General features: G+C 46.0%; 13 protein-coding genes. 3 read left to right on the top strand and 10 right to left on the bottom strand.

Annotation, left to right across the window (positions count from 1 at the left end):
- Window positions 1–555 precede the first annotated feature (555 nt).
- From PENNN9_RS12935 to PENNN9_RS12930, 5 genes are all read right to left on the bottom strand, one after another.
- On the bottom strand, window positions 556–1,335 hold the full coding sequence (locus tag PENNN9_RS12935; RefSeq protein WP_227511692.1) for a helix-hairpin-helix domain-containing protein: 780 nt from the start codon (window positions 1,333–1,335) through the stop codon (window positions 556–558).
- Entirely contained in the window at window positions 1,218–2,660 is a 1,443-nt protein-coding gene (gene ligA / locus PENNN9_RS02210) for an NAD-dependent DNA ligase LigA (protein ID WP_227511690.1), read from the bottom strand. Before ligA ends, PENNN9_RS12935 begins: the two co-directional genes overlap by 118 nt.
- Before the next feature lie 182 nt (window positions 2,661–2,842).
- On the bottom strand, window positions 2,843–3,862 hold the full coding sequence (locus tag PENNN9_RS02205; protein WP_058368128.1) for a cell division protein ZipA C-terminal FtsZ-binding domain-containing protein: 1,020 nt from the start codon (window positions 3,860–3,862) through the stop codon (window positions 2,843–2,845).
- 216 nt (window positions 3,863–4,078) lie between these two features.
- Complete coding sequence (locus PENNN9_RS12770) at window positions 4,079–7,414, bottom strand: chromosome segregation protein SMC (RefSeq protein WP_413771730.1); 3,336 nt, start codon at window positions 7,412–7,414, stop codon at window positions 4,079–4,081.
- Window positions 7,415–7,430: 16 nt separating this feature from the next.
- Complete coding sequence (locus tag PENNN9_RS12930) at window positions 7,431–8,003, bottom strand: AAA family ATPase (RefSeq protein WP_227511689.1); 573 nt, start codon at window positions 8,001–8,003, stop codon at window positions 7,431–7,433.
- Window positions 8,004–8,281: 278 nt separating this feature from the next.
- On the opposite strand from PENNN9_RS12930, the gene PENNN9_RS02195 reads away from it, so the two are divergent.
- Window positions 8,282–8,581: a DUF4298 domain-containing protein gene (locus PENNN9_RS02195; protein ID WP_058368127.1), complete on the top strand. Its 300-nt coding sequence runs from the start codon at window positions 8,282–8,284 to the stop codon at window positions 8,579–8,581.
- Between the two features lie 8 nt (window positions 8,582–8,589).
- Here PENNN9_RS02195 and PENNN9_RS02190 read toward each other — a convergent pair whose 3' ends face one another.
- Entirely contained in the window at window positions 8,590–9,393 is an 804-nt protein-coding gene (locus tag PENNN9_RS02190; protein WP_058368130.1) for a sulfite exporter TauE/SafE family protein, read from the bottom strand.
- Window positions 9,394–9,733: 340 nt separating this feature from the next.
- Here PENNN9_RS02190 and PENNN9_RS02185 point away from each other — a divergent pair, with 340 nt between their 5' ends.
- Together PENNN9_RS02185 and PENNN9_RS02180 are read left to right on the top strand one after the other, a co-directional pair.
- Complete coding sequence (locus PENNN9_RS02185; RefSeq protein ID WP_058368126.1) at window positions 9,734–10,681, top strand: biotin--[acetyl-CoA-carboxylase] ligase; 948 nt, start codon at window positions 9,734–9,736, stop codon at window positions 10,679–10,681.
- A gap of 37 nt (window positions 10,682–10,718) precedes the next feature.
- Complete coding sequence (locus tag PENNN9_RS02180) at window positions 10,719–11,447, top strand: pantothenate kinase (protein ID WP_058368125.1); 729 nt, start codon at window positions 10,719–10,721, stop codon at window positions 11,445–11,447.
- 432 nt (window positions 11,448–11,879) lie between these two features.
- Here the strand turns inward: PENNN9_RS02180 and PENNN9_RS02175 are convergent, their stop codons facing one another.
- The 4 genes from PENNN9_RS02175 to PENNN9_RS02160 form a co-directional block, all read right to left on the bottom strand.
- Window positions 11,880–13,067, bottom strand: a complete 1,188-nt coding sequence (locus PENNN9_RS02175) for an isovaleryl-CoA dehydrogenase (RefSeq protein ID WP_058368124.1) — start codon at window positions 13,065–13,067, stop codon at window positions 11,880–11,882.
- 302 nt (window positions 13,068–13,369) lie between these two features.
- Window positions 13,370–14,290 (bottom strand): hydroxymethylglutaryl-CoA lyase, encoded by a 921-nt coding sequence (locus tag PENNN9_RS02170; RefSeq protein ID WP_058368123.1) that lies wholly within the window; start codon window positions 14,288–14,290, stop codon window positions 13,370–13,372.
- 36 nt (window positions 14,291–14,326) lie between these two features.
- Window positions 14,327–16,432 carry an acetyl/propionyl/methylcrotonyl-CoA carboxylase subunit alpha gene (locus PENNN9_RS02165; protein WP_058368122.1) on the bottom strand — a complete coding sequence of 702 codons (2,106 nt, stop codon included), beginning with the start codon at window positions 16,430–16,432 and terminating at the stop codon, window positions 14,327–14,329.
- A gap of 56 nt (window positions 16,433–16,488) precedes the next feature.
- Complete coding sequence (locus PENNN9_RS02160) at window positions 16,489–17,283, bottom strand: enoyl-CoA hydratase/isomerase family protein (RefSeq protein ID WP_058368121.1); 795 nt, start codon at window positions 17,281–17,283, stop codon at window positions 16,489–16,491.
- Window positions 17,284–17,439 lie beyond the last annotated feature (156 nt).

Here is a 17,439-nt window from a genome sequence, read left to right as displayed (position 1 = left end):
GACCAATTTTGTTAAGTTTTTTTATATTTGGTTTTAAATTAAATAGTTATCGAAGGGTTATGCTGTTTGTTGTTAATCGATGAATGACTGATAAAGATGATTTTAATATATAAAAGAGACTGGAAAGTACCGATTAGCAGCGTATGCTTTGTTTTATATTAAATACACTGCTAAGAAGAATAGAATAGTAGGGAGCACCCTACTCAAAAATGTACAAAGCGCTTATTCTTTTGCGATGAGTAAAGCAGCTGCAACTCTCTACTAAAGCGGAGGACGAAAGCTGTGCGCGAGGGACGAGCGCCGAGCTAAACCATTAAAGAAAGGCGACCTATGACCTGCATATTTGCTAACTGTTAAAGCAAGCAATGCTGAGGCCATGCTTTTAAATCTTTATCTTTTGCTCTTGCGCTAGGGACGAGCATGTTATTAAAGTATGACCTAACCAGCAAATCCCCTCTAAGGGATTTGCACTTGCGAACCTGAGGAGGAATAAGCAAAACACTGTTTTGCCCGACGCAAGACAAGAGCCATGCTCGCAGTTAGCAGTGCAATTTTTTAACGGTTCTCATCCCCAACCAACGCCAAAAACTCTTCTTCATCCACTATTTTCACACCCAATTTTTCCGCTTTGGTTAGCTTAGAGCCAGCTTTATCACCTGCCAGTAGCGCAGTGGTTTTTGCCGAGATACTACCCGAGACTTTCGCGCCCAATGCTTGCAATTTGGCCTTCGCTTCATCACGTGCCATGCTATCGAGCGCGCCTGTGATGACCCAAGTTTGCCCATCAAGCGGTAACCCTTCTGATGCCACTTGCTCGACCTTATCCCAATGTACGCCCGCCTCCATCAAGGCGGTGATGACTTCGATATTGTGTGGTGCGCGGAAGAACTCATGGATAAGCTCAGCGGTGATAGCGCCCACATCAGGTGTTTGTAGTAGCGTATCAATATCTGCTGCCATTAGGCTATCAAGATCGCCAAATTGCTGGGCAAGGTTTTGTGCAGTGCCTTCACCCACACCGCGAATACCAAGTGCGTAGATAAAGCGTGGCAAGGTGGTCTTTTTGCTGGCTTCGATAGCACTGATGATGTTTTGTACCGATTTCTCACCCAGTTTTTCATAAGTAATGAGATCGTCTCGATGATTATGCAAGTTATAAATATCGGCGACAGTTTTGATAAGTCCATGCTCAAAAAAGCTAATGAGCCAGCTTGCGCCTAGACCATCAATATCCATCGCTCGACGCGAGACAAAGTGAATGAGTGCCTCGGTCTGCTGCGCGGGACAGAACAGTCCGCCAGTACAACGCGCCAACGCTTCATCTTCGGGTAGCACCACAGGCGAGTCGCAGACAGGCAGGTAGAGGGCAGCTTAACGGGCTCAGAGTCTTCTGGACGCTGATCGTGCCAGACGCGCGTGACTTTGGGAATCACATCGCCTGCCCGATGTACGCTGACCATATCGCCTGCACGCACGTCCAAACGCTGAATCTCACCAAAGTTATGCAAAGTGACATTGCTGACAGTGACGCCGCCGACTTTGACGGGTTCGAGCTTGCCGACAGGGGTGATTTGTCCGGTACGTCCGACTTGCCATTCAATAGCGTGTAAGCGTGTCATAACGGTCTGGGCAGGGAATTTATAAGCGGTTGCCCAGCGCGGCTCACGGGACAAAAAACCAAGCTGCTGCTGCAATGCCAAGCTATTGACCTTAATCACTGTGCCATCAATTTCAAACGGTAACTCATCACGCGTTTCAATCACCGATTCATAGTAGGCTTGCGCTTCGCGTGGATTCTGTACCACCTCGACCGCACTGACCGTAAAGCCAATGTCTTTTAGCCATGCTAACGCTGCTGATTGGGTGTTGATATTTTCAGGTAGACCTTGATTAACTGAATAACAATAAAATGCAAGCGGACGACTGGCGGCAATAGCTGGATCAAGTTGTCTTAAGCTACCAGCGGCGGCATTGCGCGGATTGGCAAAAGTTTTACCATCGTTCTCTTCTGCTAGACGGTTGAGTCGTTCAAAGCCTGCCTTGGGCATTAGCACCTCTCCGCGTACTTCTAATAGCTCAATATCAGCGGCATCAGCTAACCATAATGGTAGGTTTCGGATGGTCTTGGCGTTTTGGGTGATGTCCTCGCCTGTCTGTCCATCGCCGCGCGTCACCGCTTGGACAAACTTGCCGTACGCATACTTTAGCGAGACTGCTAAGCCATCAAGTTTAAGCTCTATCTCATATTCTGGGTTTTGCTGGGCGTCACTTAGACGGTCATTGATCCTGCGCATAAATGCGTGCAGTTCATCATAATCAAAGACGTTGCCAAGCGATAACATGGGAATGTCATGGGTCACTTGGGTAAATGCTGACAACGGCGTATCACCGACTTGATTGATAGGACTGTCCGGCTGCACCAAATCTGGATATCCTTCTTCAAGCTCAAGTAAAGAGCGGCGCAACTGATCGTATTCGCTATCGTCTAAAACGGGGTTGTCGAGCACGTAATAGGCATAATTGTGCGTCTTGATGGTATCAATAAGCGTGCGCATTTGAGTAATGATGTCGTGATGAGCATCAGAATTAATCGAAGGTTGTGAAGCTACTTTTTGATTGGTTTTGGTTTGAGAAGTGGTCGATAAGAGAGGATCAGTCATAGTCAGCGTCTTTATAATTCAAGATGCCGATATGATAACAATTTTGCGGGTTACTCGGATATAATTTTGCAGAAAATCAGGACGATTAAAAAAGGCAAATCACGCAACCATAGATATATTATCTACGCTGCATTGTTTGCCTTTTAGAATACAGTTAGTACTGCTGTTAACTTTTGTCTTTATTAAATTTCATAGTCGCGAACTTGATTACGCAGCTGTTGTTTATATTCAGGAGTAATCGGTTCGTTGTTTTCATCAAGTAACAGCGCATTTAAATCATCCGCCATCATATAAGCAATGCTCATCATACTATCAAAGCTGCGTAGCGCTTGTGGATGCGGCAGGGACAAAAATACTACCACACCATTGTAAGTGTTGGTCGCCACGCTATGCGGATCAAACGGCGCGATACCACTGTTTGTGATACCCATCATACTGAACCAAAGCATGCCGGTACCATCTTTTTGCTCGTAACGATGAAACATGTTCATCGCCCCAAAGCGTAGACCATACTTGTCGATTAAAGCCAATAAGTCACGACCGCGAATAATCTCTACCGGGCGATCACGGTACTGGCGCGGCAAGATAGTAATGTTGATGTTGTCTTTAGCATTAATAAGTGGGCCATTTTGCGCTTCATCGACAGGCTCTAACAGATGCTGATCAAGTATCGGGCTGTTGTCATCAAAGCTTGGCTCTTCAGCCGTATCGATCACTGGCATCAAGCTATCAGTCGCTGACATAAGGCTAGAAAACGCATCAGGCTCTTGCTCGCTACCACCTTGCATGTAGTTAGCTACTTCTGCAAACTCAGCATTGTCTGCGCGTTGCTGCTCAGCTTGCCAGCGCGCATAGTCCTCATCATTTTTATTATCGACATTGGCTTCGGTCTCATCGCGACCCTTAGTCAATTGTGCATCGACATTGGTATGGGTTTCGGTTAACGGCTCATCTTCGATAACCGCATCGAGATAATCACGATTGGGCGCAATGGTGGTCTCACCGGCGACCGTATCATCAAAATCTGGCTGATCGACAATATTGCGCTCGTGACGCGGTATGATGGGAATGCCATTTTTATCATAATTGACTGTCGCGGCTTCCGTACTATTGCGACGTTTAAAGCTACGAATGACCATAAACAGGCCTGCAAGCACGATAAATGCAGCAATGGCAATCAAGATAAACTGAATAGCGGTCATGAGAAATATGTCCTAATAACTATGATAAAAGGGAATACACAAAATAGAATAAATGGCAATAGTCTAGCATGGCTGACTAAACTCGTCACCATATAGTAATTGTTTATAGTCAGCCCAACATAGTTGCATTACGTTACAATCTTAACCCTAACTATAATACTAGAGTCTGTATAAAACTCGATACCGATTATCAATTCTTAACACTATTCACTGATACTAGCCATCAATATAGCTGACAGCCTCATTAAGCGAGACGCTGACCAAGGTAGAAATACCAGCATTTGGCATAGTGATGCCTTTAAGCTCATCAGCGATCTGCATTGCCAACTTATTATGGCTAATAAAAATAAACTGCAAATCGTCTGCCAGCTCATGAATCAAGCTGGTAAACCGGCCAACATTGGCATCATCGAGTGGCGCATCCACCTCATCTAGCACACAAAATGGTGCGGGATGCTGCTTAAAGATGGCAAAAATAAGACTCAACGCGGTTAGGGTTTTTTCCCCACCCGATAGCACAGCAAGGCGACTATTACGTTTGCCCCTTGGCTGAGCCATCAAGGTTAATCCTGCTCGCCACTGCTCCGACTTAGGTGTATTGGCAGGCATATCATCAATATTTAACGTTAGGCTGGCTTGCCCACCGCCAAAGACTTTGGCAAATAAATTAGCAAGCTCGGTATTGACTGCCTCTAACGTCTCGATAAATAAGGTCTTAGTGGTCTCATTAATCGAGGCAATCGCCTCGCTCAATGTCTCCATACTGGCTGCAATGTCTGCGGTTTGCTGCGCCAGCGGTTCTAAGCGTTCATTGACCTCTGCCAGCTCTGCCACGGCGGCTAGATTGACCGCACCAAGTTTGCTGATTTGCTGCTCAAGCTTGGACTTTTCGCGCTCAAGCTCAGCGATTTTGTCAGGACGTACGCGGCGATCATGCGCGATAAAATCCGCTAATAAATTTGAGACACTAATCGGTTGCTGTGTTAACTCTTCATCAGTTTTATATCTATGCCTAATGCTATAGTAAGCTTCTAGCGCCTCTTGCGTATGAGTACTGGCATCCTCCAAGCGTGCCGCGCTTAATGCCAGCTCGGTAGCGTGATGTGCAAGCTTACTCTGCTGAGTCTGCAATGACTGTTGTAGCGTATCTAGCTCTGCCTGCTGCTGACTATACTCACCTTTAAGCGCCGTCAATGTCGTTTCGCGTTCTGCCAGTAGCAATTGCTGCTCATCGCGCGTTTTTTGTACTGTCTGCAACGCTGTTTGCAGCGCTGGCAGTTTATTTTGCTGCTGCTCATGCTTCGCCTTTAGGATTTGCTCGCTTTGTAGCGACTTGTCATATTGCTCACTTGCCCGTTTTAGACTACTGCTACTGTGATCAAGGCGCATCTCGCTTTGTTGCATACGAAGTTGCAATGCTTGCCAAGCGTCATCATCTGCCTGACGTGTGCGGGTAAGCTCACTACGCTCGGACTGCAACTGCTGACTCAATGTTCGAGCATCCGCTATTTGTGGCGTCAGCGCGGCTATCTCACTTTGAATATGCTGCTGCTCATGATTGAGAGTTTGCAATTCTTGCTCTAATTCTTGTTGCTCTTGCTCAAGGGCAACTTTATCAGCGTTTAGACGTTGGCTGTCCGCTTGTAGACGTTCAGCGTTGGCGTGCTGAGTAGTAAGCTGCTGCTGGTATTGATGCTTATCGCGGGTTAATTGCCCCGCTTGCGCGCGCGTTTCTTCTAAGCCAATCGTTAACGCATCATAGTTGCGTTGGTTATCAGCGACGGCCTTTTGCTGCTCTTCTATTTTATCCTCAAGCCCATCAAGCAGCTCTTCTAATGTTTGCAGACGCTCGCGCTGCTGTAAGCGCTGCGTTAAGAATTGGTTATTGCTGTCGTTTTGACCATCTTGCGCACCAATAAATTTACTGAGGTTTATCGTACCTTGACGACTGATAATCCAGCCATCCGAGGTTAGCAGAATTGCTGACGACGGTAATACCTTTAAGATATCGGCAAGCGCTTCTAACGTTTGCTTATTAACTGCCTCAGGTTGCGCAATATATAAATAACATTGCTGCCAAAGCACTAAATTAGGGGCAGTAATCATCTGTGATAAAGGCAGTACTGTATCAGTCAAACTATCAGGCAACTCGCTAACAAATGAATTGTCTCTAATTTCGTTTTGTTTAGCAGATAGCCACAAGCTATGGCCGTTTTCTACTGGCAATTTATTTTTTGCGTTGGTGCGCTCATTTTGCACAGTCTGATAAGTAAACAAATCCGTTAAGTCATGCTCAAGCGCTTGCCATAAGCTATTCGCTTTTTGAACGTCGCCGTTAACTTTTTCATTACTTGATTGGCTAGAAACCAGCACATGACTATCCAGCCATAACGCAAACACACTATCGAGCAGCTCAGCATGCTGCTTGCCTACTGCGCTTAACTCAATCTGTTCACGTAAGGTGGAGATAGCTAAGTCATTATAGTTATTTAATACTTGATTTTCTAAGTCAGTTTTAATATCGGTAGTTTTTACATTAGCAGACTGTTGCGATTTCGGTGTGGGTTTAGGATGTAATATCTGGTGTAGAGTATCGTACTCACCTGCTAAAACTGCGTGACGTTTTTCATTCTCACTCAACTCGCGTTGCTGAGTTATCAAGCGTTGTTGTAAATCATGCGCTTGCGGTTGTAGTTGAGACAGTCTTTCATCAACGCTATCTTGTTGACGCTCAATCTGTTGTAGCTGTTTATTAAGCTCAGCAATGTGCGACGCTAAGGTCTGCTCTTGTCCCTCCGTGCCATGCGTAAGGGTCGCATCGGTCTTAGCAGATAATGATTGCTGTAGCTGCTGCCATAAGCTCTGCCAATGTTGCTGGCGACGCTGCCATTTCTCATGGTTTTGCTGACGCCGTTTTTGTGCTTGGCTATTAATCGCTTGCTGCTGCTCAAGCGCACGATGACTATCTTGTAGGCGTGACAGCTTATTTTGCGCTTCATGCCATGCGCGCTGCAACGGTTGCTCATTGCGTTTATACGCTTCACGTTTATTTGTCAGTTCAATTAGCTGCGGACGCAATGCTTCTAGCGCATGTTGCTGCTCAGCTTGCTCAGCTTTTAAACGCTCAATCTCATCGACTGCTTGCTCACGCTGCTGCTCTAAGCCAGCTCGTTGCTGTTCAATAACGGTTAGCTGTGATTTGGCATCACTTAGCTGGTGCTCAGCTTGTTGATAGCTTAGCTGCTGCTGATAATGGCTGCTTTGGGCATCATCTTTTAGCCACTGTTCTTGATTGATATGGGCAGCAAGCTTATCTTGTTTGGCTTTTAGAGTCTCATAGCTGGCTTGTAATGTGGCGACCTCACTAGCGCTACGCTCATGAGCTATTTTTTGCTGCTGCTGATTATGCTTGGCTTGATACAGTTGCTGAATGGCAAGTTGCTGCTTGATATCAGCAAGTGTTAACGCTAGCTCTTCGTAACGCTGAGCGCTTTCTGCTTGCTTAGATAACCGTTTTTGTTGGGTGACCAGCTCGCTTTGCATATCATGCAAACGTGCTAAATTATCTTTAGTTTTCTCTAACTTTTTTTTGCGTCTCTATCCTGCGCGCTTGATAGCGTGAGACGCCTGCCGCCTCCTCGATAAATTCACGCAGCTGCAGCGGGCTTGACTCAACAATACGCCCAATCATGCCTTGTTCGATAACCGCATAACTGCGCGCGCCAAGCCCAGTTCCCAAGAACACATCGACTACATCACGGCGACGACAGCGCGTACCATTGATGAAATAGTCTGAGCGCCCCTCTTTATTTACCTGTCGGCGGACGGACAACTCTTGATAAAGATTGAATTCATGGCGAATACCCGTCTGCTCGTCTTGCGTATGCTCAAAAGTCAGCTCGACACTGGCAACACTTTTGGCAGATCTATCTTGCGTGCCTGCAAAGATAACATCACTCATTGCCCCGCCACGTAACTGCTTGGCAGAGGTCTCACCAAGCACCCAGCGAATGGCATCGATGACGTTAGATTTGCCACAGCCGTTTGGCCCGACAATGGCGGTGATACCATGACGGAAGGTAAAAGTTGTTGGATTGGCAAAGGATTTAAAGCCTGCCAATTTTAAAGATTTTAAACGCATGAATAATCAATAAACTTAGCGAAAACAGGCGGCTATTCTACCTGAAATTGTGACGAGTTTTTAGAGTTTGTGAGGAATGCTATAATATGTTCACTTTAAGAAGTATATAGTGCTACTGGGATGAATTTTGTGTAGCATCGAACAGTGACGAAGTCGCACAGCAAGCAAGGAAAATTTATACCAGTAGCACATTCAAATCTATATACTAGTTTTATTTCAATTCATTATATGATACTGCTCAAAAGCTAAATTATTAACCACTAAAAAAGAGAAATAAAATGGCTGATTATAATCCACAAGAATTGCAGCAAAAATATGAGCAGTGGTGCAAGTTATACCGCCAGCAACTAGAGGCGCAACAGCAGTTCTTAAAAGCTGAAGCATTGCAAAACGAATTAAAAGACTACTATTTAAATCCGCAATGGATGGCAGACCGTGAAGCGGATTTGCCGATTGAGCACTCGAGTCAAGCGCACTCAATCTTTAGTGAAGATGCGCTGTTGAGTATGTTGACCAACCATGATGAGTTAGCAAGAAAGTGGATGCGTCTGGGACTAGATGCGCTTGATAAGAAATAAAAATCGCCCTAAATCACCCCAATTCCACTTAACAAAAGCTGTCCGCCTGCAAATAATAGCAACACGCCAAAGGCACGCTTAAGCATAAGTGCCGGTAATACATGGGCAAGCTTAGCACCGACTTTTGCCATAGCGTAGCTCACGACTGAAATACATATAAAGCCTGTAACATGAACAAAGCCTATCGTCCCTTCAGGTAGATTGACCACGTCTTGTCCGAACCAAGCAAATCCCGTAGCGCCTGCTAATGCAATCGGTAAACCACACGCGGCCGAGGTGCCGACCGCTTGCTTCATCGGCAGTCCTGCCCAGTTTAAAAACGGTACAGTCAGGCTCCCACCGCCAATCCCAAAGATAGACGATGCCATACCAATCCCTGTACCTGCGCCAAACTGTACACCAGCTGACGGTAATGGCTTGCCCAGCTGCTCCTTATTAGAAAAGAACAACATCTTTAATGCCACCAATAATGCGCCAATACCGATGATGGCTTGCAATACCTTACCGTCAATCAAATCAGCGACACCTGCGCCAATAAGGCTACCGATGACCAAACCTAACGCCATCTTTCGCCAGACTTCCCAGCGTACACCGCCGCGCTTATTGTGCGCAGTCAGTGAGCTGATGGACGTTACCACAATGGTCGCAAGCGAGGTACCAACCGCCAAATGGGTCACCACTTCAGGAGGAAAGTTATAAGCAGTAAAAATCCATACCAACGCTGGTACGATAATCATGCCACCGCCTACCCCAAACAAGCCTGCACTGACCCCTGCAAATGCACCTGCAATGACAAACCATACATATAACATCATCGAATCAGCCTTTTATTCTGCTTGTTTTTGAGTTTTTTTATTTTGCTTGTTTGTCTGCTTACTTAGACGGACGTTTTATAATTAAGCCATTTTAAAACAATACAGTGCTATTAGAATATCTACTTTTGACATATAAGTTGTGCAGCCAGTACAGGACAAAAATGTATCTGTTTTATTTATGGTTATATATTTTAGGCTGTTTATTTAGAGTTGGCTTCATTATATTTGCCAAACCATTAACCGATCTTTATGCTGTTTGTCTTATACTATTTACTGACGATAAGTACCCAGTATATCAAAGATTATCCATGCGACCTTAACCACAGTGACCAAATTTATGCCGTCATCAGCCAACACTTCCGTCTATTTATCTGAGCTTACACATCGTCATGTGACCAGCAGCGCGTCTACCAATAGCGAGCTGATACAAAGTGTCCAAGACGGCACACTAAACGCCACTCAACTGCATCTATTAACGGCTGAGACCCAAAGCGCAGGACGCGGACAACGAGGACGATCATGGCAATCACCGCGCGGTAATGTCTATCTGTCTTTATATCATCCAGTGTATACGCCCATCAGCGGTTTGTTATCGTTAATTATTGGCGTCGAGCTGGCAAAAATGCCTATTATCCAAACGTTAAATGAGCAGCTGCGCGCACAAGGTTTAACTCCTATTGGCGTCAAATGGGCCAATGACTTGGGCTTTTATCAAAACTCACCTAAATCAGATAAAGCTGAACCCGATACGCAAATCATTCAATTTAATAAGCTTGCTGGTATTTTAATTGAACCGGTGTGGAAGGCTGGAAAATTGGTTGGTGTGGTCATGGGCGTTGGTCTTAATGTACAAACTGCACCAAAGCTCACCGCGCAAACTTGTGAGGGCATGAGCTATGAGGCAATTAGCTTACAAGATATTTATGGAATACTGGAAACAGATACCAATAATGCTACCAACGATATACGCCTACCAACCTTACAAACGCTTTATCAACAGATGAGTAAAGCATTGATAGCAGCAATGACGCGCTTTGAGCACTTCGATATAGAAAAACCAACTGGGCATACCTACTATCTAGATGGCTTTCTGCAAGAATTTGCGACGATAAATGCTCTGACAGGTCTACGTTTACGTGTGACTCAAGACCACGATGATAAAGCGCATGTGGTGACTGGGCGTGCTTGTAGTATCGATACAAACGGATGTTTGCAATTGCGCCAAGATAACGGTAAGATTTCTGCGCTTTTTACTGGTCGTATTGATGTAATTCGTGAGGCATAGACCACATACTTAACGAGCACCATATAAAGGGATTTTTATGCTCTGGTTAGATCTTGGAAACACCCGTCTCAAATACTGGCTCACCGATGACATTGGGCAGATAGTCACGCACGATGCCAAGCAACACTTGCAAGCGCCTGCCGAATTACTCATGGGTCTAACCGATCGCTTTGAACGTTACGCCCCTGACTTTATCGGTATCTCGTCTGTACTAGGTGATGAGCTCAACGTAAAAGTATCAGAGACTTTAAGTCGTCTAGATATTCCGTTTGAGTTTGTCCATGTCGATGCCGCGCACCCATTGATGCGTAGCGCCTACAACGATGAGCAGCTCGGCTGTGATCGTTGGTTGCAGATGCTGGGCGCGGTCGATAAGAAAAAACGTCAATGTGTGATTGGTTGCGGTACAGCGGTGACGATTGATTTGATTGATCATGCTGAGCATTTAGGCGGTTATATTTTCCCCAGTATTTACTTGCAACGCGAGTCACTATTCTCAGGTACCAAGCAAATCACCATCTCTAACGGTACTTTTGATAGCGTCAGTCAGGGTGTCACCACGCAAGATGCAGTACATCGCGGGATATTATTATCCATCGTTGGTGCGATCAATGAGATTAGCCATCGTCATCCCAACTTTGAAGTCATTATGACGGGTGGTGATGCCGCCATTATTGCGCAACATGTCAATCGCCCAGTACGACTACGCGATGATTTACTATTAAATGGTTTGGCACGTTATTTTGATCATAGTAAACAGACATAGCAATTTTAATCTAAGATTTTTATAAGATATAAAATAAACATAAAAAAAGCAGGACGTTTTAAGCGATTTTTATAAGATATAAAATAAACATAAAAAAAGCAGGACGTTTTAAGCGACCTGCTTTTTTGCTATGGCTTATTTGATTCAAAACCGATATATAGTCAAAATACCCTAAAAACGCTACGGTATTGCTGATATCAATTTTTTGTAGCCTCTGTCTGAGTAGGCACAGCAAGCAAGAAAAAGTGATATCAGCAGCGCGTGATGTATCGATATTACTTTTCGCTGACTATAGAGTGCTAATGAGATGAGTTTTTCGCAGCCTCTGTCACGCCTGCGAACAGCAAGCCAGAAAAATTTAGCTCATTAGCACGAGGATATTAATGCATCAATCTTATTTTGAAATTAATATCTAACGAACATTTTATAGTGTTACTTGGTCTCGTTAAAGAGCTCACGCCCAACCAGCATACGGCGAATCTCACTGGTACCCGCGCCAATCTCGTACAGCTTAGCATCACGCCAAAAGCGACCCAGCGGATACTCGTTGGTATAGCCATTACCGCCAAAGATTTGAATGCCTTCGCCTGCCATCCAAGTGGCTTTTTCGGCGCACCATAAAATCACACTGGCGCAATCTTTGCGCACTTCTCGACTATGACCGGCACCGCGCGCGTCCAACATATCGAGGTTTTTGCCGACGGTATATAAAAAGCTACGTCCCGCTTGCAAGATGGTATACATGTCCGCGACTTTACCTTGAATGAGTTGGAACTCACCAATCGCTTGACCAAACTGCTTGCGATCATGAATGTAAGGGACGACATTATCCATCACTGCTTGCATAATTCCGATAGGACCTGCGGCAAGTACCGCGCGCTCATAATCGAGACCACTCATTAAAACTTTAACGCCTTCATTTAACCCGCCTAAGATGTTTTCCTTGGGGACTTCAACGTTGTTAAAGGTCATCTCACCAGTATGACTACCACGCATGCCGAGCTTGTCGAGCTTTTGCGCGGTACCAAAACCTTCCATACCTTTTTCAACGATAAATGCGGTCATGCCTTTCGCACCCATTTCTGGATTAGTCTTAGCATAAACCACCATTACGTCCGCATCAGGACCATTGGTAATCCACATTTTGCTGCCGTTTAACACATAATGGCCGCCTTTTTCTTCGGCTTTTAGCTTCATACTGACCACATCTGAGCCAGCGCCTGTCTCACTCATCGCTAGCGCCCCGATGAACTCACCACTGATGAGTTTCGGCAGATATTTTTGCTTTTGTTCCTCTGAACCATTACGTTTGATTTGGTTGATACACAGATTAGAGTGCGCACCGTAGCTCAGCGCCACAGAGGCAGAAGCGCGGCTAATCTCTTCCATCGCCACCATATGAGCAACGTAGCCCATATCTGAACCGCCGTACGCTTCAGGAACAGTGATACCATGCAAACCTAAGTCACCCATCTTTTGCCACAAATCCATTGGGAACTCATCGCTACTGTCGATTTCGCTTGCGCGCGGGGCGATTTCATTAGCCGCAAACTGCTGTACCACGTCACGTAACGCGTCGATATCTTCGCCAAGCTGAAAATTCAATCCGGGTAAACTCATAACCATTCCTTGTATTTTGATGTTTAGTTTCTTACTAGAGCTGTGTCAATTTAAAAAGGGATGATAGGGCTGGGACAAATTTTTTGAAGCCTCTGGAGTGACGAAGTCGCACAGCAAGCGAAGAAAATTTGTACCAGCCATAAATCCATCTATCTATTCATTTAGCTTATGACTAACTGTATTTTTAATGCCATAATCAATTCAATTTAAAAGTGCTACAAGGCAACCGAGTGTAGATGTATATTGAATACTTCAAGCGAGGTTAACGCTGTAACACTTTTATAGTAGATTGACTATATTGGTTAAGGCTGACGCTTATTAATCAGCGCACGCGCCACGCTTGAGCCATTGCGGCGACCTAAAAACTCACTAATACGCTCACCTGCTACGACCAATTTATCTAAATCAATGCCAGTACTGATGCCCATACCATGCAGCATATAGACGACATCTTCGGTTGCGACATTGCCCGTTGCGCCTTTGGCATACGGACAGCCGCCAAGCCCAGCCACTGAGGTATCAAATTCGCTAACGCCCATCTGTAAGGCGGCCAAGGTATTACTAACGGCTTGACCATAAGTATCATGAAAATGGCCTGATAGCATAGCGATGTCGGCATACTCGAGAGCGGCTTGTAGCGCGCGCTGTACTTTTAGCGGGGTGCCGACGCCAATGGTATCGGCAATACCAATCTGCTCAGCACCAATCTCAACCAAGCGCTTAGTCACATAAGCCACTTGGCTTGGGTCGATCTCGCCTTCATAAGGGCAACCGACCGTGCAAGAGATAACACCGCGTACCTTGATGCCCTGCTCTTTTGCAGCAGCGGCAACGGGTGCAAAACGTTCAATACTTTCATCAATACTGCAATTGATGTTTTTTTGACTAAAGGTTTCACTGGCTGAGCCAAAAATTACTATTTCATCAGGACGATGTACAATGGCATTTTCAAAACCGCGCATATTTGGCACGAGTACCGAATACATAACGTCATCATGCCTATTATCTTCAAGCGCGGTCATTAGCTCACTGTTGTCGCCCATTTGCGGCACCCATTTTGGCGAGACAAAGCTGGTCGCCTCAAGCTTCTTGACGCCTGCTGCGATTAAATCGTTAATAAGCGTTTGCTTAACCGCAGTCGGTACCGTCATCGATTCGTTTTGTAAGCCATCACGTGGGCTGACATCCACGATGGTGACGTGCTCTGGATACGAATGGCTCATGGTTATTATCCTTTCATTGTTCTTATACTTCGGCTCTTAAGCTTCGCTAGCTTCTGTATCAATACGCAGCAGCTCATCACCATCTGCAACCGAATCACCCGCCGCAAACAATAATTCTGCCACCACGCCATCGGTGGGTGCAGTAATGGTGTGCTCGATTTTCATCGCTTCGATGACGGCGAGTGGCTCACCTTTTTTTACACTATCGCCGACAGCCACTTTGAAGGCAACGACCTGCCCCGGCATCGGTGATTTTAAGCTACCGACTGCCGCAGACTCTTCGCCTACGTGCGCCATGATATCAATCAGCGTAATCTCGTCACGACCGCTATCTGTAAACACATAGACTATCTCATTATGTACCCAACTTTGAGCGCTAATACGTGCGCCATCGAGCCATAAAGTATGATTGTGGGCGTCACTACTGGCGTAGCTGACTTCACCTTCATATACCGTTTCGGTTTGCGCGGCAACATTGGCATTGGTATTTTCGTCAGCATTCGCGATTTCTTTTTCAATCACTAGTGTAAAGCTGCTCAGATTATCTGTGCCTTTTTTGCTATAAGTGGCATTAGCATTTTTCCAACTCTTAATACGGGCGCTATAAGCTTGCTCATCATAAACCAAGCTAAACGTGCGTGTATAATCATTATAAGCACGGAAACCAGTCGGCTTACTAAACGGATCGGCGTCTTGTGCCATACCTTCACTAGCCAGCTGCTGGGCGATAGCAGTCACAACCAGCGTCGATAAATCAAGCGGATGCTGATCAAATAACTCGTCCGCCTCGCGCTCGATAAGCGCCGTATCGAGATTGGCTTGGCTAAACGACTCAGTGTTGAGAATGTAGCGCAAAAATGCCACGTTAGTCGGCAAGCCCACGATGCGCGTTTGTGCCAATGCGCGATCGAGTTTGGCCAATGCCTGCTCGCGAGTGGGTGCATGCACGATAAGCTTGGCAATCATAGAATCATAGAATGGGCTAATCACATCGTCCTCGCGTACCCCGTCGTCGATACGTACATCAGTAATGGTAAAAGTGCTGTGCTCAGGCTTTTGATAAGTAAATAAAGTACCTGTCGCTGGTAAGAAGTCATTGTCAGGATTTTCAGCACAGATACGCGCTTCAATCGCATGACCATTGATCGCAAGCTCATCTTGCGTCTTTGGTAATGGCTGACCGGCCGCGACCAAGAGCTGCCACTCGACCAAATCGACACCAGTAATGGCTTCACTGACTGGGTGCTCAACTTGTAGGCGGGTATTCATCTCCATAAAATAAAAGCTCATCGTGCCTTCGCGCTGTTCAACGATGAATTCAACCGTACCTGCACCAACATAGCTAACCGCACGCGCGGCTTCTATCGCTGCTGTACCCATCGCTTTACGCATAGCCTCATCAACGCCTGGGGCTGGCGCTTCTTCTAGCACTTTTTGATGGCGGCGCTGTACCGAGCAATCACGCTCAAACAGATGCACATAGTTGCCATGCGTATCACCAAATACTTGGATTTCGATATGGCGCGGCTTTAGCGCGTATTTTTCGATGAGTACTTGATCATTACCAAAGCTGGTAATGGCTTCGCGGCGACAAGAGTCTAGCATTTCGATAAAATCGCTGCTTTGCTCGACGATACGCATGCCTTTACCGCCGCCGCCCGCACTGGCTTTAATCAGTACTGGATAGCCAATGCTGTCTGCTTGCTGCTTTAAAAACTGGGCATCTTGATTGTCACCATGATAACCCGGTATCAATGGCACGCCAGCCGCTTCCATCAAACGCTTGGACTCAGACTTGCCGCCCATAGCGCGAATAGCATCAGCGGATGGGCCAATAAAGACCAGTCCTGCATCTTGACAGGCCTGCGCAAAATCTGCATTTTCGCTTAAAAAGCCATAGCCTGGATGGATTGCTTGCGCGCCAACATCGAGAGCAATCGCAATGATTGCATCGCCTTTAAGATAGCTGTCCTTCGGCGCTGAACCACCCAAATAAACCGCTTCGTCACAGACAGCGACATGCTTGGCGCCGCGGTCGGCATCAGAATAAACAGCGACGGTATTTACACCCAGACGCTTGGCAGTCGCTGCAACTCGGCAGGCAATTTCACCACGGTTGGCGATTAAAATTTTAGAAAACATAACTATCCCTGTGTCTTGTCGTTTTTATTTGTCAGCTTGGCTGTCGTTTTTTGTCGCTAGTCTGCCGTCAGCCAATCAGGCTTACGCTTTTGCAAAAACGCTTGCACGCCTTCCTTACCTTGTGTGGATGAGCGAATATCAGCGATGCCTTTTACCGTATCGGCGATCAGCTCGTCGCTAATAGGCGCGCCTGCGATATCATGCAACAACTGCTTGCAAGTTTTAACCGCATCAGGGCTGTTTTTGACCATTTTGGCACAAAACGTTGCCACCGCATCGTCAAGCGCTTCCTCACTGACGCGCTCATGAATGAAGCCTAGTTTAAGTGCTTTTTTGGCATCGAACACTTCCGCGCTTAAAAAGTAACGCTGTGAAGCTCTAGCCCCTAATGCTCTTACGACATAAGGACTAATGGTGGCAGGCGCTAATCCCAGACGCACTTCACTCAAGCAAAAGTTGGCAATCTTCACCGCGATAGCGACATCACAGACGGCGACCAAACCCATGCCACCTGCATAGACATCGCCTTGAATGGCAGCCACGGTTGGCTTAGGACATTCGTAAATGGTTTTGAGCATTTGCGCCAGTTTATCGGCGTCGGCTAGATTTTCTTCATAGCTATAATCTGCCATGGCGCGCATCCAGTTAAGATCGGCGCCCGCACAGAACGCTTTGCCTGCTGCTGCTAGCACGATGACTCGCACATTATCATCCGTGCCAAGCGTGGTAAAAACTTCCATCAGCTCAGCAATCATTTCATCGTTAAAGGCATTACGTATCTCGGGACGGTTTAGCATCACCGTCGCCACGTGCTGTTCGATATCAACCAATAGACTTTTATAATTATTCATATAGGGTTATCTCAATGTTTTGTAGTAACTTTTGCATATAGGGTTATCTCAATGTTTTGTAGTAACTTTTGCATGTCTTTTCTTTTAAAGCCGTCATTATATTTTAGAAAAACTGTAGGGTGGGTTAGTTTTTCAAACTCTCTCAGAGAGTGCGGA

The organism is Psychrobacter sp. ENNN9_III (assembly GCF_001462175.1).
Lineage (GTDB): Bacteria > Pseudomonadota > Gammaproteobacteria > Pseudomonadales > Moraxellaceae > Psychrobacter.
Note: the sequence above shows the minus strand (reverse complement) of the source record. Positions and strands in the feature narration are given on the sequence as shown.